This window comes from Mesorhizobium australicum WSM2073 (assembly GCF_000230995.2).
GTDB lineage: Bacteria > Pseudomonadota > Alphaproteobacteria > Rhizobiales > Rhizobiaceae > Mesorhizobium > Mesorhizobium australicum.
This window is the reverse complement of record NC_019973.1, coordinates 2,819,410-2,846,024: the sequence shown is the minus strand read 5'-3', so window position 1 is coordinate 2,846,024 and position 26,615 is coordinate 2,819,410. Positions and strand designations below refer to the sequence as shown.

24 protein-coding genes and 4 pseudogenes are annotated in these 26,615 nt (G+C 60.6%); 17 read left to right on the top strand and 11 right to left on the bottom strand.

Going from position 1 to position 26,615, the window contains the following annotated elements:
- Positions 1 to 359: 359 nt before the first annotated feature.
- Positions 360 to 929 carry a hypothetical protein gene (locus MESAU_RS31880; protein ID WP_245262977.1) on the bottom strand — a complete coding sequence of 190 codons (570 nt, stop codon included), beginning with the start codon at positions 927 to 929 and terminating at the stop codon, positions 360 to 362.
- A 29-nt stretch (positions 930 to 958) separates the two neighbouring features.
- On the opposite strand from MESAU_RS31880, the gene MESAU_RS30120 reads away from it, so the two are divergent.
- Positions 959 to 1,120, top strand: coding sequence for a hypothetical protein (locus MESAU_RS30120; RefSeq protein ID WP_245262976.1), 162 nt, complete (start codon positions 959 to 961; stop codon positions 1,118 to 1,120).
- Positions 1,121 to 1,365: 245 nt separating this feature from the next.
- On the opposite strand, the pseudogene MESAU_RS13585 reads toward MESAU_RS30120, so the two are convergent.
- Positions 1,366 to 1,707 (bottom strand): annotated as a pseudogene (locus MESAU_RS13585) (SOS response-associated peptidase); the annotation flags it as partial.
- A gap of 653 nt (positions 1,708 to 2,360) precedes the next feature.
- Here MESAU_RS13585 and MESAU_RS13580 point away from each other — a divergent pair.
- Positions 2,361 to 2,540: a hypothetical protein gene (locus tag MESAU_RS13580; RefSeq protein WP_224587830.1), complete on the top strand. Its 180-nt coding sequence runs from the start codon at positions 2,361 to 2,363 to the stop codon at positions 2,538 to 2,540.
- Between the two features lie 6 nt (positions 2,541 to 2,546).
- Complete coding sequence (locus MESAU_RS29600) at positions 2,547 to 3,074, top strand: hypothetical protein (protein ID WP_157163638.1); 528 nt, start codon at positions 2,547 to 2,549, stop codon at positions 3,072 to 3,074.
- 33 nt (positions 3,075 to 3,107) lie between these two features.
- On the opposite strand, the gene MESAU_RS13570 is transcribed toward MESAU_RS29600, so the two are convergent.
- Positions 3,108 to 3,320: a DUF768 domain-containing protein gene (locus tag MESAU_RS13570; RefSeq protein ID WP_015316594.1), complete on the bottom strand. Its 213-nt coding sequence runs from the start codon at positions 3,318 to 3,320 to the stop codon at positions 3,108 to 3,110.
- A 56-nt stretch (positions 3,321 to 3,376) separates the two neighbouring features.
- Positions 3,377 to 3,772, bottom strand: coding sequence for an ArsR/SmtB family transcription factor (locus MESAU_RS13565; RefSeq protein WP_051041275.1), 396 nt, complete (start codon positions 3,770 to 3,772; stop codon positions 3,377 to 3,379).
- Between the two features lie 704 nt (positions 3,773 to 4,476).
- On the opposite strand from MESAU_RS13565, the gene MESAU_RS13560 reads away from it, so the two are divergent.
- Positions 4,477 to 4,677 (top strand): hypothetical protein, encoded by a 201-nt coding sequence (locus MESAU_RS13560; RefSeq protein WP_041163367.1) that lies wholly within the window; start codon positions 4,477 to 4,479, stop codon positions 4,675 to 4,677.
- Between the two features lie 880 nt (positions 4,678 to 5,557).
- Here the strand turns inward: MESAU_RS13560 and MESAU_RS13555 are convergent.
- The 3 genes from MESAU_RS13555 to MESAU_RS13545 all read right to left on the bottom strand — a co-directional run bounded on the left by MESAU_RS13555 (position 5,558) and on the right by MESAU_RS13545 (position 8,916).
- Complete coding sequence (locus MESAU_RS13555) at positions 5,558 to 6,427, bottom strand: SDR family oxidoreductase (protein WP_015316592.1); 870 nt, start codon at positions 6,425 to 6,427, stop codon at positions 5,558 to 5,560.
- A gap of 709 nt (positions 6,428 to 7,136) precedes the next feature.
- Positions 7,137 to 7,469 carry a hypothetical protein gene (locus tag MESAU_RS30115; protein WP_174361967.1) on the bottom strand — a complete coding sequence of 111 codons (333 nt, stop codon included), beginning with the start codon at positions 7,467 to 7,469 and terminating at the stop codon, positions 7,137 to 7,139.
- A gap of 343 nt (positions 7,470 to 7,812) precedes the next feature.
- Positions 7,813 to 8,916 carry a mandelate racemase/muconate lactonizing enzyme family protein gene (locus MESAU_RS13545; protein WP_015316591.1) on the bottom strand — a complete coding sequence of 368 codons (1,104 nt, stop codon included), beginning with the start codon at positions 8,914 to 8,916 and terminating at the stop codon, positions 7,813 to 7,815.
- A gap of 148 nt (positions 8,917 to 9,064) precedes the next feature.
- On the opposite strand from MESAU_RS13545, the gene MESAU_RS13540 reads away from it, so the two are divergent.
- The 8 genes and pseudogenes from MESAU_RS13540 (at position 9,065) to MESAU_RS13505 (ending at position 18,574) form a co-directional block, all read left to right on the top strand.
- On the top strand, positions 9,065 to 9,853 hold the full coding sequence (locus MESAU_RS13540; protein WP_245262973.1) for an FCD domain-containing protein: 789 nt from the start codon (positions 9,065 to 9,067) through the stop codon (positions 9,851 to 9,853).
- Entirely contained in the window at positions 9,850 to 11,469 is a 1,620-nt protein-coding gene (locus tag MESAU_RS13535) for a GMC family oxidoreductase (protein WP_015316589.1), read from the top strand. The genes MESAU_RS13540 and MESAU_RS13535 overlap by 4 nt, the downstream gene beginning before the upstream one ends.
- Before the next feature lie 100 nt (positions 11,470 to 11,569).
- Positions 11,570 to 12,550 carry an ABC transporter substrate-binding protein gene (locus MESAU_RS13530; RefSeq protein ID WP_015316588.1) on the top strand — a complete coding sequence of 327 codons (981 nt, stop codon included), beginning with the start codon at positions 11,570 to 11,572 and terminating at the stop codon, positions 12,548 to 12,550.
- Positions 12,551 to 12,610: 60 nt separating this feature from the next.
- Positions 12,611 to 14,158: a sugar ABC transporter ATP-binding protein gene (locus MESAU_RS13525; protein WP_015316587.1), complete on the top strand. Its 1,548-nt coding sequence runs from the start codon at positions 12,611 to 12,613 to the stop codon at positions 14,156 to 14,158.
- Between the two features lie 5 nt (positions 14,159 to 14,163).
- Positions 14,164 to 15,159, top strand: a complete 996-nt coding sequence (locus MESAU_RS13520) for an ABC transporter permease (RefSeq protein WP_411961426.1) — start codon at positions 14,164 to 14,166, stop codon at positions 15,157 to 15,159.
- A gap of 3 nt (positions 15,160 to 15,162) precedes the next feature.
- A complete protein-coding gene (locus MESAU_RS13515; protein ID WP_015316585.1) occupies positions 15,163 to 16,149 on the top strand; it encodes an ABC transporter permease in 987 nt (328 codons plus the stop codon).
- Between the two features lie 690 nt (positions 16,150 to 16,839).
- Positions 16,840 to 18,016: pseudogene (locus MESAU_RS13510) on the top strand (zinc-dependent alcohol dehydrogenase).
- 9 nt (positions 18,017 to 18,025) lie between these two features.
- Positions 18,026 to 18,574 carry a hypothetical protein gene (locus MESAU_RS13505; protein WP_015316583.1) on the top strand — a complete coding sequence of 183 codons (549 nt, stop codon included), beginning with the start codon at positions 18,026 to 18,028 and terminating at the stop codon, positions 18,572 to 18,574.
- Positions 18,575 to 18,762: 188 nt separating this feature from the next.
- Here the strand turns inward: MESAU_RS13505 and MESAU_RS13500 are convergent, their stop codons facing one another.
- Positions 18,763 to 19,023 carry a hypothetical protein gene (locus tag MESAU_RS13500; RefSeq protein ID WP_041163365.1) on the bottom strand — a complete coding sequence of 87 codons (261 nt, stop codon included), beginning with the start codon at positions 19,021 to 19,023 and terminating at the stop codon, positions 18,763 to 18,765.
- A gap of 425 nt (positions 19,024 to 19,448) precedes the next feature.
- On the opposite strand from MESAU_RS13500, the gene sdhD reads away from it, so the two are divergent.
- On the top strand, positions 19,449 to 19,838 hold the full coding sequence (gene sdhD, locus MESAU_RS13495; RefSeq protein WP_015316581.1) for a succinate dehydrogenase, hydrophobic membrane anchor protein: 390 nt from the start codon (positions 19,449 to 19,451) through the stop codon (positions 19,836 to 19,838).
- Between the two features lie 89 nt (positions 19,839 to 19,927).
- On the opposite strand, the gene ctaD is transcribed toward sdhD, so the two are convergent.
- Positions 19,928 to 21,586, bottom strand: a complete 1,659-nt coding sequence (gene ctaD / locus MESAU_RS13490; RefSeq protein WP_015316580.1) for a cytochrome c oxidase subunit I — start codon at positions 21,584 to 21,586, stop codon at positions 19,928 to 19,930.
- Positions 21,587 to 21,894: 308 nt separating this feature from the next.
- On the opposite strand from ctaD, the gene MESAU_RS13485 reads away from it, so the two are divergent.
- The 4 genes and pseudogenes from MESAU_RS13485 (at position 21,895) to MESAU_RS31490 (ending at position 23,801) form a co-directional block, all read left to right on the top strand.
- Positions 21,895 to 22,722: a DUF2243 domain-containing protein gene (locus MESAU_RS13485; protein WP_015316578.1), complete on the top strand. Its 828-nt coding sequence runs from the start codon at positions 21,895 to 21,897 to the stop codon at positions 22,720 to 22,722.
- A gap of 27 nt (positions 22,723 to 22,749) precedes the next feature.
- A pseudogene (locus tag MESAU_RS32385) lies at positions 22,750 to 23,007 on the top strand (FAD-dependent oxidoreductase); the annotation flags it as partial.
- Positions 23,008 to 23,146: 139 nt separating this feature from the next.
- Positions 23,147 to 23,488, top strand: a complete 342-nt coding sequence (locus MESAU_RS31870) for a hypothetical protein (protein ID WP_051041273.1) — start codon at positions 23,147 to 23,149, stop codon at positions 23,486 to 23,488.
- A 43-nt stretch (positions 23,489 to 23,531) separates the two neighbouring features.
- Entirely contained in the window at positions 23,532 to 23,801 is a 270-nt protein-coding gene (locus MESAU_RS31490; RefSeq protein ID WP_051041272.1) for an NAD(P)/FAD-dependent oxidoreductase, read from the top strand.
- Positions 23,802 to 23,941: 140 nt separating this feature from the next.
- Here MESAU_RS31490 and MESAU_RS13475 read toward each other — a convergent pair whose 3' ends face one another.
- Positions 23,942 to 25,669 (bottom strand): hypothetical protein, encoded by a 1,728-nt coding sequence (locus MESAU_RS13475; RefSeq protein ID WP_015316577.1) that lies wholly within the window; start codon positions 25,667 to 25,669, stop codon positions 23,942 to 23,944.
- A gap of 25 nt (positions 25,670 to 25,694) precedes the next feature.
- Positions 25,695 to 26,152, bottom strand: a pseudogene (locus tag MESAU_RS13470) (transposase).
- Positions 26,153 to 26,615 lie beyond the last annotated feature (463 nt).

The window sequence follows — 26,615 nt, the reverse complement described above, 5'->3', positions numbered from 1 at the left end:
GCCGTGGACGCTTTGAATCGCAAGGCATTGCGCCTCCAATCTCCGCATTCCTGCGACGCAGGCATTTGCAATCATAATGGCACCACGCAGGGACGAAACACCCGCCAGACAGCACCGTTTGGCCGAGAGCTACACCAGAGTTGTAACCAATGCGGTGCCACATTGGATGGGAATCGACATAAAGTCCGTAAAGAGGGTTCTCGCACCTCGGTCTTCGCTCGCTTACGAGGCCTCGCGCGCGTTCTTGCCCCCCACTCCCTGAGCTGACGCGGTTTGGAGGTTCGACCTAGATTCCTCGCCAGCCCTTCGTTAGCGATTAGCCTTACTGTCTCGGCTGAGTGGCCTCGATGCTTCGATTGTCATCCCCTGAACCTCTCCGTGTACCAAGTGATTTTGCCATCCACCTTCATCGGCTTGTGGATCATCAGCCTCTTGGGAAGGTGCTCGGGACGGACCTCGAGGAGCGTGATCTTGACCGATGGCTTGCACCGGTTGCAGTCGAATTTCAGCTTCAACGGATCAGCGCCGCCGCCATAGGCCATCATGAGATCGGCCGATCTGCAGTAACGGACATTGCCGCAACTGCATTCCACCTTCACAAGCATATTGTGCCGGGTCGCCTTCCCCAGCGTGTCGATCGGATCGTGCGCCATGAGAACAGAAAAGGAACAAATTTCTTGCCCGTCAAGCGGTCTTATGGAATCTTTCCGCAGATGAGCGACGAACCAATCAGGCTTCCCGACGCATAACGCCCGCGCCGCGCGAGCGCGCCAGAGTGCTAGGGCACCTGTGCGAGCACACGGGTTGCGCGAAGCACGGAGGATTCGGCTTTGCTCGGCATCGCCAAGAGCCGCATTGGTTCTGCTTCGAGCACCGGGATGATGGCGAACGCTATCTCTGAAAGAGGAAACCCATGGCAGATAGACCACCGTATATGCCCACAGGAATTGGCATTGGCATGCTGGGGGACGACGCAACGAAGATCGGCGTCCTGATTTTCGAGACGGCGGAAGGCAATTTCGATTTCGCCATCAACCAACAGGCGGTCGAAGTCATACGGAAGGCGCTCAGCAAGATCGAGACGCACCTGACGAACGGCAAAATCTCGGACGTGGATTAGCTTCGGTGAAACTAATTTATGCCCCTGACGTTCTTGCCGTCTCAAGTAGGCGGGCAGGTGGTGCTTGGCAGGATTTAGGAAGTTCGGGTGTCGGCAATGTCTAGGCGCCGGCAAGGTTTTTCAATGCGCGAAGTGGCTGAGCTCAAACGGCACTTGTTGCCCGCGCGGAGTGCACCGAGCCGGGTGCAAAGGGTCTACGATCAGATGCCCTATGTGTCGTGGCAGCGGCCTACAAAGTCCGGAAACTATACGTCGAACAGATCAGTAGGCCCGCGACCGATCTCGTCGATGATATCGGGGGTGTTGTTGCGCGGCGAACCCACCTTGCTGTCGATCGGCCACATCTTCATCAGATCGGACGGAAAAGGCTTCATCAGGTCGCGAGGGTCTTGCTCCGGCCCAAGCCAGCGCATGTAGTCGGCCGGCGCCAGGATCACCGGCATGCGGTCGTGGATGGTCGCCATAAGCGAATTCGGTTCGCAGGTGGCAACGACAAAGGTCCGCACCAGTTCGCCGGTGACCTTGTCGGCATACTCTTCCCAGATGCCCGTCATGGCGAAGGGCTCATCAGACTTCATCGCGATGGCATCTTGAGGCTCTTCTGCAAACTTGGCGCGCCGCAATGGCGTCTAATCAAAAGATCTCAATCTTTGACCAAGGTATGGTTCAATTCGTATCCTCGCTGGCTTTGTTCAGCGACATCACGGATCGTGAAAGAGTGTCGCGTGCTTTCAAGCTTCTGCCCAAACCGGGCCTTCTTGTCCGATTGCGGGCGCCAAGACGAATTCTAGAGGTGCGGTTGAGGGAACGCCGGCGTACTCTCGGGATCATTCAGAAGTTCCTCGATCTTGATCTGCAGAGTAGTCTTGATCAAATCCACCACATTAATCTTGTCGGGGAAGAACTTAAATCGTTCCCGGTAATCAAATCTGCGTGGAAGGTTGGATTCAGATGGCCTAAGAGCCGCCACCCGAGCAATAACGCTTTGATTAACAAGTTTGCGCGGCGCGGCCGATACCCGAACGGGCTCGGTACCAATGAAGAGAGATCGCCGACGAGAGCAAGACGTTGCGGATTAGAACGGGCACGCCAGACCATCTACTCGGCGCACCTCCTTTTAGCAATTGGAGCTAAAATGGTTTCGGGAACAATTAGCATGGCCAGGTGTTTGAAGGCCGCATGACGAACTATCTGGGATACTCAGTAAATAAGTACTCATGAATGTGGTATGATTCGCTACATGGGCAAGAAGGCGAAGCACGAAGGAAAGCAGGCTATCATTGCGCTGAAGTCCGATGACGAGGTGCAAACAGAAGCCGCTTACTATGCCCGCAAGTGCGGCATTACCCCGGAAGAAGCGGCCAAGATGATTCGGGAAGCCTACGCCCCAAAGCCCACCATCGTCTCTAGAGGACGTTGAGGCCATATGTCCGTTGACGAAACTGAAGTGAACGTGCGCAATAAGCCCGAAGCTGCAGATCGCAGGCGCGATGCAACAAACCTAAGCGCACCACGTTGCCACCCGTCGGAAGAGGCGGCGATGACGAAGTATCAGGTGGAAGAGATCGAAGGCGACACGGTGGTGTCATCGGGCATCGTCGTGGAGAACGATCCCGTGAGGGCCGCCGAGGTGACGGCGGGTCAAAGGGTCTCACCGAGGGTACAGCAGGACCATTGGTTCCGGGTTGTCGATGAAGAGCACGCCGCCATCTACGAATACAGTTTAGTAGGGCTCGATGAACGTCCGGACCCCGCAGAATGGACGAAGCTGTCGAACCTTGGCCCGCCCAATCCTGGTATGTTGTATGGCGGCGAGCCCGCTAGTGACGGCGTGGATCACTACATGTGTGCTGTTTGCGGCCAGAGAGTCGATATGCGCGATTTGAGACAGGTCATGTGGCATCAAGTGCCTGGTCACGAGCCGCTGAAGCCGGAAGACGTCAAAGAGCCCTGATGCACAAGAAGGTTTCAACGAACTCCTACTCCGTCAAACGGGTTGGGAACGCGCTATGGCACCAAGGATGGTGCGATAGAGGCTGTCGACCTCCTCGTCGATCTCCCCCCGCTTGATCCCTATGGCCTTCGCATCAGCGATGAGCTTGTGCGTGAGTTCGTCAACCGAGACGACGTCCGGTTTGGCGGTCTCAGGGACGTTGTTGGCGATCCATTGATCGAGAAAGTTGATGCCGCGCGTGCTCATTTCAACACAAGTCGCCGGGAGATATTAGGTTCCGCTAATTCTTCCGGTTTGCGGGCTCACCCGGGGCGCCAAGAAGACGACTTCTTTCCCGATCTTTTTCCCACCGGGAGTTTGTCATTGTCGGCGAGGTTGCTGAGGAAGCCGACGAGCATCTTCGCCTGCTCGGACGTGAGGGAATATAACCGCCATCGGCCTTGGATTCGGGATTTGACAATTCCGAGTTTGGCCATATCGGTCAAATGCTGTGAAAGGGCGGTCTGTGTCCCACCAACCAAAGAGACCAGCTCCGATACCGATCTCTCGCCATCCATCAGATGAACAAGGATCAGTAACCGCTTGCGAAAGCCCAGGGTTGCAAATAGCCGTGAGGCAGCGGAGACCCGCCTTAGCGAAGGCCGGCCCTTAGCTCGCGGGCGCATGCGAAGCTTGGGATCATCTTTGATTTCAGCCATACGCTGTCTCACGTGGGTACTCAAATCCACCTCGCCGCGGCTAAACACACTAAAGCCCGCCACTGAGGGAACGGTGGCGGGCTTTGCTTGAAAGCTGTCCGAACAACTCTCAGGCGCCTCTGTCCGGGGGGCGTCGAGGGGCGCCGGGGAATGAACTTGGGCCGATAGGATCGGTTCCGGCCGGAAGCAAAAAAGCCCGCCGGCCGGAGCCAGCGGGCGGGTGGTGAAAGAAGAGTTTCGTTAGTCGATTGGGCCTGTGACGGTGATCGACGAAGAAGTCGCGGCCGTAACAGCGGACAGACATTCACGCTTGGTTAGAACAGGCTTCTCATAGGTTTTCTTCATCGCGCAGCTCACACCTTGCTCGGGCCGGATACGGGAACGAGCTGAGCCGCGATCGACGCAAGCTTCTCCCGCTTGATCAGCGCTGGCTTTTTATAGGTTTTCTTCACAGTGTGCTCCTCGCTTTACCCTCGGCGGCGAAATTGCTCTTGTCAACTGTGGGCAATCACCAGCTCGCCGGCGAGCGACATCCGGTCTGCAACACTGCAACCAATCTCCACCTGAAAAGTTTGCAAGGCTTATCACCATCAAGTAGGGTTGACCTTGAGCGCTTTCCTGCCTGTGCGGATTAGATTTATGAGCCTCCAAACGACGAGGGCCATCTCGTCGGTGGCCGAAGCCAGAGCGGCAATGGATGCGGCATGGAAGAACAAGGATTTGCATTCCTATCGACAGCACTCCGCTTGCTGGACGAGGCCCAGGCAGGAACCTGCCGGCAATCCATCGCGTTCGAGGCCTTTGTGAAAGACATGGTTGTTTCAGATCAGCCGAGTGAGGGCCTCAACTCGACGCTGGCAAGCTCGATCTATGACCAGGCTCGGCGGTTGCCGGGCTCGATCTGAGCTAGAAGCACGTCCTGCGACCTAGAGGCCCGCGCCCCTCGGCAGAAAAGCGCGGCCGACCAAGTTGCCTTTGGCCAGCAGCGCACGGAACCAGCGGGGAGCTATCCAATCAGGCTGTTTCAGCGCATAGCAAAAAAGCCCGTCAGTGTGAGCCAGCGGGCTGAGAACGCTTTTCAGCAGATATCAGGCGGGCAGTGGCAACGACACGCCCGACCCGGCAGTTACAGACGAAAGTCGCTCGCGCTTGATCAGCGCTGGCTTCTCACATCACACGTTGCTCAAGCCGGATACGGCTACCTGGGCAGCGATGCTACCCAGGCGTTCGCGCTTCTTCAGTTCTGGCTTTTCATAGGCCTTCTTCACGATAACTCTCCCCCGCGTTGTCCCTCAGCGCAAAAAACTGGCTTTGTCGACAAAGCTTGTCAAGCAATGAATGGCCCGCTGCCACGAGGGGAAAGCAGCGGGCCGGTGCGCCACGGGCGGGGAGCATGAGTATGGCGCCTGCGGGCTTGTTCCGGAAGGATATGGATCATGGTGCGCAATTGGCCAACCGACATAGTGAGCTGATCCGCTCAGCATATTTGTGGCGGAGAGTCCTGCTTGGAATGGCGGCGCCGCTGTCGCCCATGCGAGATGGAAGGCTGCTGAGGTTCCAAACGTGAGTTCTCTGTGCCTCAGTGTGAAAGCCGGCAATTAACATCGGCGGCAGGATGATCATCATCACCAAAAAGTTTGGTGACGACATGATGGGTATGATCACATGCTCGCCTTCTTGATGATCATCGTCGCCATGGCCAAACGTGATCGTTCTTTGCCGATCCCACGCTGAGAGCCGCCCCCGACTCAGCATCTGGTGGCGGGCCGGCGACGGCTGCACCGACTACACGAGGCGGCCACCGGTGACCGCAATGACAGCTCCTGTGATATAGCTTGCGCCTGCCGTGGCAAGCAGAACGTAGGTGGCCGCCAACTCGGCCGGATGGGCGGGGCGTCCGATGGGCGTGTTGCGACCGAACTCGGCGACCTTTTCCGGTGGCATCGTTGAAGGGATCAGGGGCGTCCAGACAGGGCCGGGGGCGACGGCGTTGACACGGACGCCGCGCTTGGCGACCATTTTAGACAGTCCCTTGGTCAGATTCACGATAGCGCCCTTGGTGGCGGCGTAGGCCAGGAGCTGTGGGGACGGATCGGCTGCCTGGATCGACGCGGTGTTGATGATGCTGGCACCATTGCCCATGTGCCGCAATGCTGCTTTTGACAGAAAGAACTGGCTGTAAATGTTCGTCCTGAACGTTTGATCCAACTCTTCCGCAGAGAGCTCCGCAATATCGTCAAGCGTGGCTTGGTGAGCAGCGTTGTTGACCAGGATGTCGACTTGCCCCAACTGACGCATGGCCGTCTCGACTATGTCTACGCAATGCCTTTCGTCCCCGACGTCGCCGGCAACAAGAACGGCACGCCTTCCTGCTTTTTCCACCCAGTCGGCCGTCTCGCGCGCGTCGTCGTGTTCGTTCAGGTAAGACAAGACAATATCGGCACCCTCCCTGGCGAAAGCGATGGCCACTGCGCGACCGATCCCGGAGTCTCCACCCGTGATAATAGCCGTTTTGCCTTCAAGCTTGCCACTCCCCTCGTAACTGTGCTCCCCGTGATCGGGCCGCGGCGACATTGCGTTCGTCTGGCCCGGAGCATGCTGCTGTTGCTTCGGCAGTTTCTCTTGCAGGTCGAGGGTGTCCACATCAGAGATCATATTCATTCGTCTCCTGTTAACCGCTGCGCCCAACCACGCGACGACGGGGATGTTCCACTGATCTGTCGCTTCAGGGCTTGAGGCGCAAGCGCCGGCCGCCCCCCTCGCATCCCGTTACCATCTTCGCAGAAGGCGGTTGCACGCGCGAATACCTGGCCACGCGCTGGTCTGTCTGGCAGACAAGACTGGCGGCGCATCCAGATGCCATGAGCAAATTTTTGGGTGAATTGCCAGAAGCCGGCACGATGAGGGCGTGCCTGTCAGGATCAGACAATTTCAACCCCTAGGAAACACACAAAGCTCGCTGATCAGGGTGCTGGTCCACGAATATTCTGCTTGCCTGCCTCACGCTCAAGCGCGTCTTGAGTGTCACGGTAATTCAAGAAAGTTCGCGCGCATCGGCGCAGGCAGGCCAATCTTCGTTGCGAAACCCGGCCGCTTCCCTGGAGCGGCCTGTCGCGATTCCCGTCTGGCGCTTTGCTCCGCGCTGCGCTGGTCGGCTTGGCATGTTGCTTTCCGCCCCCGAGCCCGATTGCCTGCTCCCACTGCTCTCATGTCTTTGACGAGCGCCCAAGTTCCCTGCGAAGCACCTTGAATTCCGCCACCGATGGTCTGGAGTAGCAGTTGTCTGACCGGACAAGCCAATTACCGGCGACACTCGAGTGGGAATGCAGCGGAGGCGGCGCCAAAAGCGCTCGGAAAGGCGCAGTCAATGCGACCTGCCTTGCCAAGCAGTCACCGCGATGGATGCGGGCTCATGCCAATCAGCTCCGCTGATACCAATGGCGCTGTCAGAGATCTTCGGAACAGTCGTGCCCTGAGGTCGAGCCCTGTTTCTCTCGGCGTCCAGCAATTCATACTCCCCAGCTAAGCCGTTCATGAACAGCTTGAGTAGATGTGCAGCCAAGCGCTCCCGCTGTGGCGACTTGGACGCGACACCGCGCTCGTTACTGATCGTCTCAGCAACTCGGGCAAGCATTTCAATTTCGTTCGGTTCCAGAAAACGGCCGGGTAAACATGCGGCTCTCCTGAAAAGCTGCATACCAGTTACCCAAGTTGCCGGAGGCTGACAATTAACTGTGATAACAGCCCAATTCAGATTTCGCCGAACAGCTGCCGTTGCTGTTCAGTGATGAAAGTGGACGCCTGAAGCCTGAGCCGGTCGCAATTCCGATTCCAACCCGCGCAGGATCACTGTCTGGTTCCTCAGAACTGGCCCTCATCGTACCCAAAGATAGCTCCCTGCTGCCGACCGAGCTCGTAGTCGTGCGGAGCGACAAGGCACTGTGCTCGGCGACGTGTCCTGGCGCAACACATGCACAATGAGAGGCACGAACGGTGCCCAGGCAAACTGATGCCGTCGAAGTCTTGCCGTGTGCCGCGGTTCAGGCGGTCGTATCCGTGAAGGTCGCCAATTTCTGCCAATCGAAGACCACGCCCACCCCAGGCTCGTCGGGTGCTATCGCCAAACCATCCTGAAGTCTAAGCGGCTCAAGTGTGTATTGGTCAATATCGAAGCTATGCGCCTCTACCCAGCCGGCATTTGTCTGACCTGCAACGAGGCTGACGTGAAGTTCCTGCATTCCGTGACTGCAGACCGGAATGCCAGCTTTGCGGGAGAGCGCTGCCACGCGCAGCCAGCCCGTCACTCCGCCGCAGTTGGAGGCGTCAGGTTGGATGTAACCGAGCTTAGACCAAGCAAAGGCATGCTCGAACTCTTCGATGACATGCAGGTTTTCCCCCATGGCCAGCGGCATACCGGTTGCCTTGGCAATGCTGGCGTAACCTTCAAAGTCGTCGGGTATGATGGGCTCCTCGAACCACAGCAGATCGTATGGCGCGAATGCTCTCGCTGCTTCTATCGCTCGCGGGACGTCCAGCGCGTAGTTGGCGTCGACCATAAAGGTGGTCTGGGGCCCGATGCGCTCGCGCACCGCCTTCACACGGGCGACATCATCGGCGAGATTATCCTTGCCGACCTTGATTTTTACCGCTGTGAAGCCGGCCTTCAGATAGGAATCGATGCTGGCCAGAAGCTGATCGAGGGTGAAGTTCAGGTCGATGCCGCCCCGATAGGCCTTGGCGGTCTTCCCTGCCCGGCCAGCCATTTGCCACAGCGGCAATCCGCTGCGCCGGCCCTTGATATCCCACAACGCAATGTCGATCGCTGATATCGCGAAAGAAGCGATGCCGCCGCGCCCGACATAGTGGATGTGCCACAGCATGCCGTCATAGAGCGTCTCGATTCCGGTCGCGTCGCGTCCCTGCAGGAACGGCGCGAGGTCATGCTCGATCATTGCCTTGATGGCATAGCCGCCCTTGCCGCCGGTGTAGGTGTAGCCCGTGCCCTCGCTTCCATCGGCAAGCCTCAACGTGACGGTCACCAGCTCGAAATGCGTGTGCGCGCCGTGCTTGGCATCGGTCATCACCTCACGCAGCGGGACCCGGAACAGCCGGGTCTCGACCTCCTTGATCTCGGTGCCGTTCATGCTTCTTCCCAATCATCTTTTTCGTCAGACCATAATTGCACCGAGCTTGCCATCTGGCAACCGATTCGACCGCCTTCGAGCCAACTACTGAGCATGGCCATTCATTTGGTCCTACAAAACCATGCATGAGCTTGTGCTTTAGTCCGATTTGCTTTCTAATGGCATCACTGCTGGGGAGGAAGAAAGCTTGCTGGATGCGGGAGACCGTCGTGAGATGCCCGTGGCAATTACTGCCGCCCGCGCGGCCGACGCGATGGTGGCTGGCATCGAGGCCGAGATCACCTCGGGAAGACTTGGCGACGGCAGCTACCTGCCGGCAGAGCGCGAACTGATGATCGAATATGGCGTGGGCCGGGGCGTTGTGCGTGAGGCGATTGCGCGCCTGGCCAGCCGCGGGCTGGTGGAAGCGCGTCCACGCTTCAGGCCAATTGCACGCAGGCCCGGTCTGGACGCCGCGCTCGGCGCCCTCGAGGGAATTGTCGGCCATCTGCTGAGCGACCAGGCAGGCGTGAAGAACCTCTATGATTTGCGCGTCTTCCTCGAGGGATCTCTAGCTCGCAACGCGGCTATCCATGCTCGCAAGGAAGACATCGCAGCGCTCAGGGCCGCGCTGGCGATGAACGAAGCGGCTATTCCAGACTCGCAGCAATTCTACGCAACCGACGTGGCTTTCCATGCCGTGCTTTACGACACTGCCCGTAACCCAGTGCTGCCTGTAGTGCACAAGGCATTCACCGCCTGGCTGTCGCCACAGTGGATGCGCATGCCCCGATCGCCCGAGCGCAACCAAGTGAATTTCCTTAGCCATCGGGAAATCTGCATGGCCATTATCGAGCGCGATCCTGACGGCGCTGAGCGGGCACTGCTCAACCATCTTTCGGCGGCGTGGGAGTATGTCCGCGGTACATTCGAAAGCCGTGAGGCGCCTGAGGCATGACGCAGACCTACGATCATATCGTGGTGGGCGGCGGGGCAGCCGGATGCGTCGCGGCGGCAAGGTTGGTCAAAGCAGGAAGGCGAACCCTGCTGCTGGAGGCCGGCCATTCCCATCATCACCCCCTGCTCGACATGCCGCCCGGCATCTTCAAGATGATCAACGGCTCGAAGTTCATGCGCTATCACCGCACCGAGCCGCAAGCCCACCTCGACGGCCGCGTTCATGAAATCTCGCAAGGCAACGTGCTGGGCGGCGGCACCTCGGTCAACGCGCAGGTGTATATGCGAGGCCGCTCGGCCGACTACGACGAGTGGGACGAGATGCTGCGAGGCAACAATGCCGGCGTACGCTGGAATTGGCAGGCGGTGCTTCCGCACTTCACCGGCATGGAAGGAAACAATCGGCTGGGCGGCCAACTGCACGGCATCGAAGGTCCGCTGCTGGTCTCGGATCCAGGCCACATCGATGATGTTTCGCGTTGGTTCGTGCAGACGGTCCAGGGGCTGGGACTGCCGTACAACCATGATTTCAACGGGCCTTCGCAGCGCGGCGTCGGCTTCTACCAGTTCATGAACCGGCGCGGAAAGCGCAGCAGCGCCGCCTACGCTTTCATCGAGCCGCTGACGAATGACCCTAAGCTGACCCTCAAGCTCAACTGCACTGTCAACCGGCTGCTGATCGAGAACGGACGGGCTACCGGCGTCGTCTACTCCGATGCATCGGGCGCCGAGCATACCACCTATGCGGATGCCGACGTAATTGTCTCGTCCGGCGCCCTCATCTCGCCGAAACTGCTCATGCTGTCCGGTATCGGTCCAGCCGACGCGCTTGCCGGGTGTGGCATTGCCTGCGTCGCCGACCTTCCCGGGGTCGGCGAGAATCTGATCGACCATCCCGAGGTCCCGATCATCGCCACGGCAAACGGCCCTTACGGCTATTTCAGGCAAGGCCAAGGCTGGCGAATGATCAGGAACGGCCTGCATTTTAAACTCTTCGGCACCGGCACGATCCTGTCGGCCGGCGTCGAGGCCGGCGCCTTCGTCAATCCGGCCGATCCGGATGGTGAACCGACGATCCAGGCCTTCTGCGTTCCGCACGTCTATCTGGACCGCGATATCCTCACTCTGGTCGAGAACACCTATGGGCTTACCGTCACGACGGTTGTGGTGAAGCCGAAGTCGCGTGGTTTCGTGAGGCTGCGTTCGGCGGACCCCAAGGACATGCCAGTCGTTTCGCCCAATCTGCTCAAACATCCAGACGACATGCGGGACATGATCTCTGGTCAGCGTTATTTCCTGCAGGCTTTCCAGACCAAGCCCCTCGCCGATCGGGTCAAGGCCATCGCCGTACCGAGTCAGGATGATCTCAGCGATGAGGCGCTGGCAAAACATTGCAAGCGCTTCGTCAAGACCAACTATCATCCGGCCGGCACATGTCGAATGGGCGCCGACAGCGACCGGATGGCGGTACTGGACGCAGCGATGCGCGTGCGCGGGATAGACAATCTGCGGGTTGCCGACATGTCGGCCTGCCCGAACATCAATGCCGGCAACACTGCCGCGCCGGCGATGATGCTGGGCGACCGCTGCGCCGACTTCATCCTGGAGGCGGCATAGAACTGATCCAGGTTGCCGACGGGAGCATGCAAAGACCGTCAGGCCGAAATCGTGAGGAAAGTCCACGCTCGCACAAAGCGACAATCAAGGAGGAAAGAGCATGATCATTACCCGTCGAAAACTACTCGTAGGCTCCGCCGCCGGCGCTGTCGCGCTGACGCTCGGCTCACGCGCCTCTGCGGCGCTGCCGCCGCTGGCCAAGAAGGACAAGTACAAGGTCGGCTTCGCCCAGACAGAAAGCAACAATCCGTGGCGCCTTGCCGAGACCAAGAGCATGCAGGACGAAGCCGCCAAGCTAGGCCATCAACTGGTTTATACGGATGCCGCAGGGTCGTCTGCAAAGCAGGCCGCCGACGTAAACTCGATGATCGCACAAGGCGTCGACGCTATCTTCTTGCCTCCGCGCGAGGACAAACCGCTGGTGCCCGTCATCCTGGCCGCCCGCGATGCCGGCATCCCGGTCTTCCTGATCGATCGGGACGTCGACCACACTATGGCAAAGCCCGGCGAGGACTATGTCTGCTTCATCGGTTCCGATTTCATCGAGGAGGCAACCCGTATCGGCGAATGGCTGGTCAAGAACGCCAACGGAAAATCGAAGATCATCGAACTCGAAGGCACGACTGGCGCGTCGGCAGCGACCGACCGAAAGAAGGGCTTCGACGATTTCATCGCCAAGCACTCGGAATTCAAGATTTTGGCGTCCCAGTCGGGCGACTTCGCCCGCGACAAGGGCCGCCAGGTGGCCGAGACGCTGCTTCAGGCGCATCCCGATGCGGATATCATCTACGCGCATAATGACGAGATGGCGCTGGGTGCGATCGCCGCTTTGGAGGCCGCCGGGAAGACCCCCGGGAAGGATGTGCTGATCTTGTCGATCGACGGCGAGAAGGAAGGCGTCCAGGCGATCATCGACGGCAAGATCGGCGCCATCTGCGCCTGCAGCCCGCTGTTCGGGCCCAAGGCTTTCGCCACGATGGCCGACTATGCCGCCGGTAAGAAGATCCCGCCCTTCATCAAGAACGAGGATGCCTTCTTCGACGCGACGAATGCGAAGAGAGACTTCGCTATTGCATTCTGATATCCACTCTCCTGCCATCTTCCCTACCCGCTCCGGCGGGTAGGGTTTCGGAGTTCGCCGATGACCGCTCAGCCGGACCCAGCCGCGCTGCTCCTGGACATGCGTGACATCCAGAAGCGTTTTGCCGGCATCCCTGCCCTCGCAGACGCGTCGCTCCAGGTTGGGCCGGGCGAGGTCCACGCCCTCATCGGCCAGAACGGCGCGGGCAAGTCGACGCTTATCAAGGTGCTCACCGGCTATTACCGCCGGGATGCGGGCCAGGTGCTGTTCGAGCAGAAGCCGTTCGAGGTCGGCTCTCCGCATCAGGCACAGGTCAGCGGCATCAGCACCATCTACCAGGAGATCAATCTCGTCCCGCTTCGCTCGGTGACCGAGAACATCTGCCTCGGACGCGAGAACCGCCGCCGCGGCCTGCTTGACTGGAGGGCGATGCATGCGGAAGCCGAGCGCCTGCTCAGCCGGTTTTCGATGCACATCGACGTGCGCCACCCACTCAGCGACTTCAACACCGCCACGCAGCAGATGGTAGCGATCGCCCGCGCCATCGGATTTTCCGCCCGCCTCGTGATCATGGATGAGCCGACGTCGTCGCTCGATGAGCGTGAAGTCTCGGTTCTGTTCAGCGTCATCCGGCAGCTCAAGGTCGAGGGCGTTTCGGTTCTATTCGTCAGCCACAAGCTCGACGAGCTCTACGAGGTCTGCGACCGGGTCACGATCATGCGCGATGGCCGCACGGTGCGCAGCGCCGCTATGAGCGACATCGGCAGGCTGGAACTGGTCGCGGCCATGCTCGGCCGCGATGTCGCGGCGGTCGAGGGCCATGCGACCGCATTCGGCGAGCGCGATCGATCCAGGATCGGCGACGTGCTGTTTGCCGCGCAGGGGCTGGCAGCTGGCCAGTCGGTTCGTGATGTGACTTTCGACGTGCGCCGAGGCGAGATCGCCGGCTTTGCCGGCTTGCTCGGTGCTGGCCGCACCGAAACAGCCCGGCTTGTCTTCGGCGCCGACCGCCTGAAGGCCGGGGAGATGACGATGGAAGGGGCATCCTACCGCCCCGCGCGAGCCGCCGACGCCATCGCGGCCGGATTGGGCTTCTGCACAGAGGACCGCAAGGCCGAGGGCATCGTGCCGGAGATGACGGTGGCGGAGAACATAACGCTGGCACTGCTGCCAAAGATCAGTCGCAACGGCATCCTCAACGAAGCCCGGCAGCGGGAGATCGTCGAGCGTTTCATTCGCGAACTCGGCATCAAATGCTCTGGTCCCAACCAGAAGGTCCGGGAACTCTCCGGCGGGAACCAGCAAAAGGTGCTGCTCGCCCGCTGGCTGGCGATGAACCCGAAGCTGCTCATTCTCGACGAGCCGACACGCGGCATCGATGTCGGAGCGAAGGGCGAGATCCAGCGCCTCATCCGCACACTTGCCGATGACGGGCTCGGCGTGCTGATGATCTCCTCGGAACTTGAGGAAGTGTTGGAAGGGGCCGACCGGATATTCGTCCTGCGCGAGGGGGAGAGCGTGGCCGAACTGGAAGGCCAGGCAACGAGCGAGGAGGACGTGCTCGCGGCGATGGCGCATGGGAGTTCGGCGGAAGGGACGGCAGCGTGAGCGATCTGACCAGGCCATCCGCAGCCCACGACGCCGGAACCCGCGGCTTCAATCTGTTCGGCTTCCTGGCGCGCTACGGCACGGTGATCGCGCTGGTGGTGCTCATCGCCTTCAATCTTGCCTATACGCGCAATTTCGCGACGCTGCAGACGCTCAACGTCAACCTGACCCAGGTCTGCACGATAGTTATCGTCGCGGTCGGGATGACGCTGGTAATCGCCACAGGCGGGATCGACCTTTCGGTTGGGTCGCTGATGGCGATTTCCGGCGCATTGGCACCGATGATCTTCCTGGGGACGATTTTCCCGGTCGGGAACATCTATCTGGCGGTGGCCGTCGCGATGATCACCTCGATCCTCGTTGCCGGCCTGTTCGGACTGTTCAATGGCTGGCTGGTCTCCCGCTTCCGCATCCAGCCTATCGTCGCAACGCTGGTGCTGTTCATCGCCGGGCGCGGGATCGCCCAGGTGATGACAAACGGCAATCTGCAGACCTTCCGCGTGCCGCAATTCCAATGGATCGGGCTTGCCCGTCCGCTCGGCATCCCTGCGCAGGTCATCATAATGGCGGTGCTGGTCGCGGCGGCGGCGTGGGCGCTTCACCGCACGGTGTTTGGACGAAGCATCTTGGCGGTCGGCGGCAATGAAGAGGCCTCGGAACTCGCGGGCATCGCGGTATCGAAGATCAAGCTCGCGGTCTATGCGATCAGCGGCCTGTGCGCAGGGCTGGCCGGCCTGGTGGTCATCGCAATCAACTCCTCCAGCGACGCAAATCTGGTCGGGCTCGGCATGGAACTCGATGCCATCGCGGCCGTCGCGGTTGGCGGCACTCTGCTCAGCGGCGGCAAGGCAACGATTTTCGGCACGCTGCTCGGCGCGCTGACCATCCAGCTGGTGCGCTACACGCTGCTTGCCAATGGCGTGCCCGACGCCGCTGCACTCGTGGTCAAGGCAGGCATCATCGCGTTCGCCGTCTGGCTGCAGCAGCAACACAGAGTGTAATCCATGAACAGCGCCCGACTGGTCCGCATCATCGGCACCTACGGTGTTGTCATCGCGCTTGCAGCGCTCGTCCTCTTCGGATTCCTGCGCTACGACCGCTTCTTGGGCTTCTTCAATGTGGTGAGCGTGCTGCGCTACAATTCGATGTTCGCGCTCGTCGCGCTCGGCATGTGCTTTGTCATCATGACGGGCGGCATTGACCTGTCCGTGGGTTCGGTTGCTGCCCTGGGCAGCGTCGCTTCGGCCCTGGCTAGCCCGCACGGCATAGCGGCCGGCCTTGCGGCGGGTGTGGGCGCCGGGCTGGCGGCCGGTCTGATCAACGCGCTTTTGGTTACGCGCGGGAACCTGATGCCGTTCATCGCCACGCTTGCCACCATGCTGGCCGCAAGCGGCTCCGCGCTGCTTCTTGCCGGGAACCAGACGGTGTCGGTTTCCTACGAGTCTGGTTTCACCGCCATCGGCCAAGGAAATTTCTGGATCTTCCCGATTCCGGCGATCATCGCCCTGGTCGCGTACGTGCTCGGATCGGTCGTCCTGAACTACACCAGCACGGGACGGACGGTGCTGGCAATCGGCGGTGGCGAGGATGCGTCGCGGCTGATGGGCCTGCGCACAGATCGCGTCAAGTTTCTCGTCTATGTCGCAAGCGGGTGCCTGGCCGGGCTCGCCGGCGTCGTTCTTGCTTCGCAATTCGGGGCCGGCCAGCCGATCGAGGGCGTCGGCTGGGAGTTGTTTGCCATCGCTGCCGTGGTTGTGGGCGGCACGCTGCTTACCGGCGGGTCCGGATCGGTCTTGACCACGCTCGCCGGCGTCCTCCTGCTCGGCATCCTTTTCAACATCCTGAACTTTGAAAACGGGATGGGTTGGATCTCCCTCTCGGCCTACTGGCAGTCCGTAATCCGGGGGCTCTTCCTGCTGGTCGTAGTGCTGCTTCAGGCGCGGCTTACCGGAAGGCGCGGCACCCGGCCCGGAACGAGAGGTGACGTATGAGCGCCGCACGGGTCCAATCGCCAATTGCCGTTTGTGGCATCTGCCTCGTTGCCGAAGAAGTCTCGCGGGCGCGAGCCAGCGGCCGCCGGCCCAAAGCCTCTCTTAGAGAGAGCAGATTCCACAACCCTCCCATGCTGTCTCTGTGGGGGATTATGGTCTCCGCCAAGCAATCGCCGCCAGCCCGGTACCTTGAGGACTGTACCGAAATGAGCTCGTGGTTGCCTGGGCTTGTGTTATGTCAGGGCTCGCAACCGGGGCGCCCCCTCCGGCTGCCGCGCACGCATTGAACCTGGTGGTGGTGCGGCTGTAACCATGTGTGTTTTCACCCGCATTCAGCGCGCCTGTCGAAGCCCGTTCTCCGGTAGCTCCGCTGCAGTCGTCAGCTTCCGGGCCCATCGCCGAAAATTGGTGCCCCCACATGTCGGCTCTGACTAACGCTTAGATGTGCGCTTAAATGCAGCCTCGGCCATAGCAGGAGAACTCCTGAGTTGTCACATTCAGCAGATGAGACATGATCCGCGAGATTTCACTGTAGAGAACCCCAGATGAAGACGTTGTCCAATTGAGCAATTGCGCAACGTGCGCTTGCAAGCGCTCCAGAGGCCTCACCACGCTGTTCGCTCCAATCTAAGCGCTCCGCTGCTTGCCTCGACGGATCGTTCCCAGGCGCCCGGGACGGAGGAGCAAGCTATGCGGGCATTGGTCTGGCACGGCAAGGAAGACATACGCTGCGATCAGGTTTCCGATCCGGAAATTGTGGAATGAGCGTGACGCCATCATCAGGGTGACGAGTTGTGCGATTTGCGGCTCCGACCTTCACCTCTACCATAACTTTGTGCCGGCCATGCTGCCCGGCGACATCATGGGCCACGAGATGATGGGGGAGGTCGTGGAGGTCGGGAAGGGGGTCAACGGCGCTCTGAAGAAAGGCGACCGGATCGTCGTGCCGTTCACCATAATCTGCGGTGAGTGCGACCAGTGCAAGCGACAGAACTTTTCGGTTTGCGAACGCACGAACCGTAAGAAAAATCTCGGTGACAAGGTGTTCGGGCACACCACCGCGGGTCTGTTTGGATACACTCATCTGACCGGCGGCTATCCCGGGGGACAGGCGGAGTACATGCGGGTGCCGTTCGCCGACGCCACGCACGTGAAGGTGCCCGACAGCCTTACCGACGAGCAGGTCCTCTTCCTCGGCGACATCTTTCCCACCGGATGGCAAGCCGCGGCTCAGTGCGAAATAGAGCCCACCGATATCGTTGCGGTGTGGGGCTGCGGCCCAGTTGGGCAGATGGCGATACGCAGCGCCCTGCTGCTCGGCGCGAAACAGGTGGTGGCGATCGATTGCCTGCCGGAACGGCTGTCGATGGCCGCAGCAGGCGGCGCCATTGCCATCAATTTCGCCGAGGAAAGTGTCGTTGAACGGCTGCAGGAACTCACCGGCGGTATGGGTCCTGAGAAGTGCATCGATTGCGTCGGGATGGAAAGCCACGTCTCGCTGGCCCAGCCCGATACCCTCTACGATCGCGCAAAGCAGTTGATGCTCATGGAAAATGATCGACCGCACGTTCTGCGTGAGATGATTTATGTCTGCCGGCCGGCCGGCGTGATCTCGATCCCCGGCGTCTACAGCGGCCTGGTCGACAAGATCCCGATGGGACCGGCAATGAACAAGGGGCTCACGTTCCGCATGGGGCAGACCCATGTCAACCGTTGGACCGAGGATCTGTTACGCCGCATCGAAGATGGCCAGATCGACCCGTCCTTCGTCATCACCCATACCGTCGGGCTTGAGCAGGGACCCGAAATGTACAAGGTGTTTCGCGACAAGCAGGACAGCTGCATCAAGGTTGTACTGAAACCGTAGGAAATCGTCATGACCGTGGTTGCTAAAGTTTCCAACATCACCCGATCGCCTGGCGATCCCAAAGTGCTGAAGGCTGGGCCGAGTGTGGTCGGCGCCTCCGACGGCCTTGCCCGCAAGCTCGGCTGGTTCAGCATCGTGCTTGGTGCCGTCGAGTTGCTTGGCGCCGAGCGGATTGCCGGCGCGCTCGGCATGAGCGGCAAGGAAGGGCTGATCCGCGCGTATGGGGCGCGAGAAATAAGCAGCGGCATACTCTCGCTTTCGGTGGACAAGCAGGCCGCGTTGTGGAGTCGGGTAGCTGGCGACGGCCTGGACATCGCGACATTGCTGACGGCGTATCGGGATGACAACCCAAAGCGCGACAATGTGGGCCTTGCGCTTGCCATGGTCGCCGGTCTTGCACTGCTCGACATCATCGGTGCGAAAGGCGTGACCGGGCGCCACTCACGCAACGGAACCAAGCCACGCGACTACAGCGATCGCAGCGGCTTTCCCCGAGGCGCTGCAGTAGCCCGAGACCTTGCCCGCTCGCAGCGCGGCCGGGAGGCCGGCGCAGCCTGACAGAGTTGCCGAAACCGTGGCGGCATGCGACCCGCGACAGGTCGTGTCCCAGAGGGGGTTGGTCTCGGCGACCCTACGTTGATAGAACAGGCTAGGCCGTGATCATGACCGTCGAGTGGCCGTTCTGTGCGTCGGAAGCATCGGGGCACGGTAGCCCGCAATGTCTCTTGGCAAGGTTCCGGCGATCCTCAGGCCGAGCCGCGTTCGGGCAAGTCGGTCTCTTCCGCCACCTCTTTTCGCAGATCTCGGCGCAAGCGTTCCGCTTCGTCGGAATTGTTTTCGTCGTCAGTCCGCTCAAGTTCGCGATCGATTGTCTCGCGCGAGCCTTCCACCGGATCCTGTTGCGGAGATGTTTTCGGGCCGGTTTCCATCTTGCCTTTGTTCGGAACGGCGCAGTCGAGAGATTTCGACATCTTTAGCTTCCCTTCGTCTGCCAACATGACCGACATTTGGAATGAGTATCGTCGGACCCTGCCGAACCGGATCGTCGATGATTTGTTCCGGGCTAGACCCCGGTTTCGTTTTGCCCGTCCGCATCAGGCGATGCCCCTCCCCCGTTCCAAGTTTCGCTGAAATTCCTGTGTTTGGCGCCACCGTTGCAACGGAACTACAGCCGCGCAGAGTCGAACCGGTGAAGGCCCCGCTGGTCAAGCAGACCGATGCGGGTCCGCCTCAGCATCTCGCTGCTTGAAAGCGAGTTGTGGAAAGCTGGCAGTCGCAGGAACATTTGATGGCGTTCAGGGTATCAGCTAACAGCCTATAAAGCCCGCCTCGCTGGACTTGAGAGCGTGCTTGCAACCTATGCACCCATCGGGCGTTGGACAGCAACAGCTCGGGTGATGCGCAACGCACCAAGTGATTTGCGGGAAGCAATATGGCTGACAGGCGCTCAATCAGAACTCCGCTGGCTCGAGTGCGGGGCCTTGGATCGGCTAAACATGGAACCGAAGCGTTCATACTGGAACGGCTGACATCTGCTGCACTGTTGATCCTGGTCATTTACATCGTCGCGGTCGTTATCAGGCTGATCGGAGAGCCTCGAGATGTCGTCGTGCGCGTCATCGGGTCGATCTATGTCGCACCCGCCCTCATCGCCTTCATTTTGGTCAACTGCATCCACATGCGGCTGGGCATGCAATCGATCATCGAAGACTACTGCCACGCGACCGTGCTGAAATCGGTTCTGCTGATCGCCAACTGGTTGTTTTGCTGGGCGGTAGCCCTCGTCAGCTGTTTCGCCGTGCTCGTGATCAGCTTCCGATAGGCGGAGGTTCTCCCTTCAAGATCACGGCCTGCGCGGCGCGCCTTCCAACTCAGCACCGTCCCGTCACCTGTCGCGCGCGGCAGCCGCCATCATTCGATTCTCGGGAGCTTGTCCCATTGATGGAAAGGGGGTGGAGAGGTCAACTCCCACTCCAATGTGGTGGCTCCTGCTCCCCATGGGTTCATGCCGGCCGCCCTTCGCCGGGAGAAAGCCTCCAAGATGCCGAAGAGGAAAACCACGACACTCGCGGCCGACAAATATGATCCGTACGATGAAATCATGTTCCAGCCGGCGAATGCGTCGGGATAGTCGATATAGCGACGCGGCATGCCCGCCAGGCCAAGGAAGTGATGGGGGAAGAAGACGAGGTTGACACCGACGAAGGTCGTCCAGAAATGGATTCCAGCTACGAGTGGGTTGTACAGATATCCCGTCATTTTCGGGAACCAGTAATACCAGCCCGCGAATATGCCGAAGATCGCTCCGAGTGAAAGTATGTAGTGGAAATGCGCGACGACAAAATATGTGTCGTGCAATTCACGGTCGAGGCCGGCATTTGCGAGTTGGACGCCCGTCACCCCGCCAACAGTAAAGAGGAATATGAAGCCGAGCGCCCAGAGCATCGGCGTCCGCAGGCTGACTGAACCGGCCCACATAGTCGCGATCCAGGAGAACACTTTTATCCCGGTCGGCACTGCGATCACCATTGTCGCGAAGGTGAAGTAGCGCTGAGTGTCGAGGCCTATTCCGCTTGTGTACATGTGGTGTGCCCAGACGACGAAGCCGATCGCCCCGATCGCCACGATTGCGTATACCATCCCGAGATACCCGAAGATCGGCCTTCGCGAGAAAGTCGAGATCACCTGACTTACGATGCCGAAGGCGGGCAGGATCATGATGTACACTTCCGGATGGCCGAAGAACCAGAAGAGATGCTGGTAAAGCAGCGGGTCGCCTCCGCCGTCCGGCGCGAAGAACGTGGTTCCGAAATTGCGGTCGGTCAGGAGCATGGTGATGGCGCCGGCCAACACCGGCAGAGCTAGCAGCAGCAGAAAGCCGGTGATGAGGATCGACCACACAAACAGGGGCATCTTGTGCAGCGTCATCCCCGGCGCGCGCATGTTGAAGATGGTCGTAATAAAATTGATAGCCCCCAGTATAGAGGAGGCACCCGCAATGTGCAGCGACAAGATAACCAGATCGACCGCGGGACCGGGATGGCCGGAGGTCGACAGTGGCGGGTAGAGAAACCAGCCGGTCCCGGAGCCATAGCCGCCCGGCACGCTGGGCACGAAGATCGACAACAAAAGCAGCATGAATGCCGGTGGCAGCAGCCAGAACGAAACGTTGTTCATACGTGGGAACGCCATGTCGGGGGCGCCGATCATGATCGGAACAAACCAGTTGGCGAAGCCGCCGATCAGGGCGGGCATCACGGTGTAGAAGATCATGATCAGCGCGTGGGCCGTCGTGAAGACGTTATAGAGTTGCTTGCCCGCATCGATGGCCTCGTCGCCTTGATAGCCGTAGATCATCGACGCCAGTCCGGGGAAAAACTGGATCCCGGGTTGCTGCAGCTCAATTCGCATGCTCACCGACAAAAGCATACCGATGACGCCCGCGAGGAAAGCGAAGATCAGATAGAGTGTACCGATGTCCTTGTGGTTGGTCGAGAACAGCCACCGGGTAATGCCGCTTGGCCTGTGGTCGTCGCGACTGCCCAGATCTGTTGCGATATGTTCACTCATGACCGTCTCCGCTTGGGCCGTCCGTCAACCAGCACCCGAACCGTGCTGGCAGTTGAATGTTCCCCCCACAGACCTGCGTCTGGAACATTCAACGGAAGCCATGGTTTGGCTTAGCGCAGCATCACCCTGCGGAGGAGGATCAGCATTCATGCTGGCGATAATTGCTGCGGCAATGGTTCTGACGACGGTGGTTGGTGGGCTGATATCCGCCTTCTCGATCGAGGCGCGTCACGGCCTCCACGACCCCACGCTAGACCAGTCCACGCCTACGCGACGGCCCACCCCGGCCTGGAGGCAGTGGTCCTGACATGGATGCGATTGCCGAGACGTTCGATCGGAGAATCCGAGCAGGGTGGCTGCTGCTCGGCTTCGCGCTCGGTGGGTTTCTCGACGGCATCGTCCTGCATCAGATCCTGCAATGGCATCATCTTCTCTCGGGCCTCGCCGACCCGGCGGGCTCCAACCTGCGCTTCCAGATCATGGCCGACGGCCTCTTTCACCTTTTCATGTATGTGCTCGCGGTGGCCGGCGCAGTGCTGCTTGTGGCCGCGAGGGCGGCCGGCGCGCGGCCTGGGACCACGACTGAGATCCTGCGGGTTGCCTTGGTCGGGTTCGGCGTCTGGCATATTTTTGATGCCGTTTTGTCCCATTGGCTGCTAGGGCTGCATCGGATCAAGATGAACAGCGACATGCCGCTCGCCTGGGATATGGCGTGGCTCGTCATCTTCGGCATTGTGCCCCTTCTTATGGTGGTGGTGCTGCCCAACCGCGGCGGACCGGCACGCGGCGCGTCGGCAGCGCTTACCAGCATCGTCTTGCTTGCAGGATTGGCAGCGGGCGCCGGCCCGCTCTTCAACGGTGCCGCCAATTCGGTCATCGTCTTTCGGGGCGGCATGGAACCAGCGACGATGATGCGGGCCATTCAAGTCGCCGACGCCCGTCTGAAATGGGTCGACGGCAGCGGCACCGTCTGGGCGGTCGACCGCGTCTCGTGGCGCGGGTTGGTGATCCTTTATGTGCGCGGCGCCCTAGTCGTCAGCACGACGCCAATTATTGCCGGATGCCTCGCCTGGACCGATCCCGCCGGAGCGAGCCCTGAGTTCAGATCGCTGCGAGCCATACCTGACAGCCTATGACTTTCGAACCGGACAGGAGCATCAAGCATGCAACTCGCCAAGAGCAGGCATGGGCGAATCTTGAATTCGCGCATCGTCGTGGTCGGCAGTGGCTTTGCCGGTCTGAAGGTTGCCAAGGCGCTCGGAAGGCGGAGATCGGGGGTGACGATCATCGACCGCCACAATCACCACCTGTTCCAGCCCTTGCTCTATCAGGTTGCAACCGCCGCCCTGTCGGCGCCTGACATCGCCAAGCCAATCCGCAAGATACTGGGCCGCTGTCCCTCGGTTCAGTTCCTCTTCGGCGATGTCGCTGAGATCGGCACCGAGGGCGGGATGCTTGTGCTGGCCGATGGAACCACGGTTCCCTATACATACTGGTCCCGGCAACCGGTTCGCAGCCGTTTTATGTCGGCCAGGACAGCTGGGCTCAGGTTGTCCGGGCTTGAAGACCATCGAGGATGCCGGCACGATCCGGTCGCGATTGCTGCTGTCGTTCGAGCTTGCGGAACGGATAACCTATCCAGTCGAGCAATCCCGGCTAATGACGATCGCCATCATCGGAGGCGGCCCGACCGGCGTGGAACTCGCGGGCTCGATCGCAGAACTCAGCCGGCACACCCTGGCGCGCGACTTCCGTAACATCCGGCCGGAGAAGACAAGCATCATACTCGCCGATGCCGGCGACCGTCTGCAGCTGGCGGATTCTGCGCCTGGAAAGGCTCTGCGTCGAGGTCGCCCCTCGGCAATCGCGTCGAGGCGGTCGAAGCACAGAAGATCACGGTAGGCGGCAAGGTCATCCCGGTGGCCTTGACGCTCTGGGCCGCGGAGTGGCCGCTTCGCCGCTGGCCGCCCGGCTTGGTTTCGGGCTCGACCGCGGCGGCCGGGTGAAGGTTGCATCCGACCTGCAGGTAATCGGCCGTTCCGACATCTTCGCGCTTGGCGACGTGGCGCTGTTCCTCGACGAGAACGGCCAGCCATTGCCGGACCTTTCACAGGGCGCCAAGCAGGAGGGCGAGCACCTCGGCAGGGCACTGGCACGCCGGGTGGATACCGGCGAGGCGTTGCGGCGCCAGGCTGATCGCCGAGGAACGGGTTGAACCGGGTTCACCATCGTCGCCCGTCGCGGAACAGCCAACCCCGAGAGAGGCGTTGCCAGGGATGCGGGCGCCCTCCCCGGCATTGTCCGCGCGCCACCATGAGATTATAGCGCGTGCGTTCGGGGCTCACCGGGCTGCGCTCAGGGTTGAAAACCAGCCTTCAGCGATCTCAGGAGACGCCCGGCAAACGGTCGTGGTTCAAGAGCCAGCGTGAAAATGCCGGAGGGGTTGAGGAGGGTTTGCGGCCTGGACACCGACAGGGCTGTTTCCCACCCCCAGCTATCGAGCAGCGGGTAGATGGAGTAAGCAAGCAACGGGACGCCAGCCGATGCAGCCGCAGCGCATTCTAGCAGCATCTCCTGGTGCCAGCGCGCGCCATAGTTGAAATAGGGCGTTCCGGTTTCGGTGACCATCATAGGCAGGTGGTAGCGATTGTAGTAGTCGGTGATCACCGCCTCGAGGCCCGCGCGCGCGCCTGAACTGACCTCGCCGGCATAATTCTGGGGCTCGGCACTGAGGTGTTTTCCTTTCGTGTCGAAGTCCTCGTTGTGAGCGTAATAGTCGACCCCGAAAACGGTGTCCCTCTTCATCGTTACCTTGAACTCCCTGTTTAGTTTTCGATGCAGGTCCTGGACTTCCTTCAGCATATGCAGGACCCGCTGCAGGCTGTCCGGCAGCGGCCGGCCGGTCGCCGGGCTGCCGTCGAGATAATGCTTGATGGCCCAATCCAGGGATGTGCGCGACGAGGGCGCGGTCGCGTTCCATTTCGCGAGGTGCTCGGCGGGCGTCATTAGCTCCAGCTTTTCGAAATCCGCTTCGAGCAGCCAGTCCTCTCCAAGAATCAGGTCGCTGCCGAAAAAGCGTATGTGCCGGTTGAACTCATCCCATCCTGGCTTGAAGACCGCTGCCTCGGGGTGGATGTAAAGCATGCGCCGTTTGCTTGGCGCCAGTTCCTCCTCTATGGCAAGCCGCGCCAGCACGGCGGCCTTGGCGACCTGCACGGCACGCTCGATGTAGTAGGTGGTGTGCAACGGGCTTTGCCAACGCGGAAATGCCCCGTTCCACATCTCGCTGTTGAAGCCGATGGTCGTCTCCGGCTCGTTGATCAAGGTCACTGCCTTGATCCTTGGGCCATAGCGATTGATCGCCGCCCGCGAGAAGGCGGCGAAATAGGCTGGCCAGTCCTGATTGAGGTAGTAGCTGGCCCGGCCCTTGGTGCGACCGTCCGGTCCGGCGACCCGGAACCGATCCTCGATGCCGAAATGGTGCAGGTCGAGGCTGACCCGCAGGCCGGCGCGGTCGAGGTCGTCGATCAGCCCGTCATGCGCCAGCCAGGTCTCGTCCCGCTCCGGATCAATCAAGTGGTTCGAGAGGCCAAGCCTGACGTTCAGGATCCCGAGATAAAGCAGACGGGCAGCTAAGACACGCCGCCGCTCGTGGTCAAAGAGGCCTTGGTCGTCGAGGGAATCCCAGCGGTAGCTTTCGTCGCGGGTCAAGGGATTGCCGGATTCGACACCCGTCCAGAGGAAGCTCTTAAGCGACGGCCGCCCATATATCTGCACGTATAAGTCGCTAGTCGCCGCATTCCGCGCGCGCTCGTCAGCTGATGGCGCAACGACCGGTGTCACGGCGCGACTGATCAGGGTCGGCTCATTGAACTGGGCATCTACCGATCGCGGCTCCCGGTCGAGTTGCTCGACAAGAAGGGTCTTCGCTCTTGCCCAGTTGATGAGCGCGGTGTCCGTGTCCCCGGCAAGCGCTGCCCAGCTTTGGGCGAGACTGATAGAAAACAACAGGAGCAACGCGGCGGCGGAACTCAGGCAGGTGTCCGACGGAGCCAGTTTAATGCCGGATGATCGTACGGGCATGGTCTTTCTGCTGCTCACTTAGGCCTCAGGACTTCAGGTCCCCGGGCCGAACTGCAACCTCGCCGCTAAGTTCCTCCTCCGGCAGCGCTTCGATGTGTCGGAATGGTCGAGGGTTCGTGATTGTGCGCGCCAAAGCCGGAGCCTTATTGACGTTCCGTACGCGCTCCGACCATCGCCCTCGATCGGCCGCTCGAGGAAGGCCTTCACCTTGCCGTCGATCTCCTCGCACAGCCGCGAGACCTGGCTCTTGGAGAGTGCCGCTCATCCCCATGGCCTTGACCAGGTCGTCAACCGATCGGGTCGAGATGCCTTGCACATAACCTTCCTGGATAACGGCGGTCAGCGCCTTCTCGGCCATGCGGCGCGTTCGAGGAAACCCGGGAGGTAGCTTCCCTTCCTGAGCTTCGGGATGCGCAGCTCGACCGTGCCGGCCCGCGTCTCCCAGTCCCGGTCGCGGTAGCCATTGCGCTGGGCGAGCCGCAGCGGGTTCTTCTCGCCATAGCCACTCCGGTGGCAGCCCCAACCTCCATTTCCATCAGCCGCTCGGCGGCAAAGCCGATCATCTCCCGCAGCAGATCGGCATCCGGGGTCTTCTCCACGAGCGTGCGCAGGTTCATCATGTCGTCGGTCATCGGTGGTCCTTCCGAAGTGGGGTTGGTGTCAACAACCAAACTCTACCGGAAAGCGCCGATGACCACCGACACGCCGCTCACTCGCTACAGCGCTACTAACCGCGCTCGTGAGTGGCCTCGTAACCGCCGAGCTACACCACCCGATGGGACACGACCCGACGAGACGAAGTTCATTCCAGAAATCGCGGACGCGGCACGCAACCATCCACAAATCTCCGCGGTGCCGGAGTGGTAGCACCGCAGTGTCTGCATCCGGCGTGACGGTCGCGCCAGGATTATCTCAGGGCAGCGCTCCAACGCCGGTGTACTGCAGC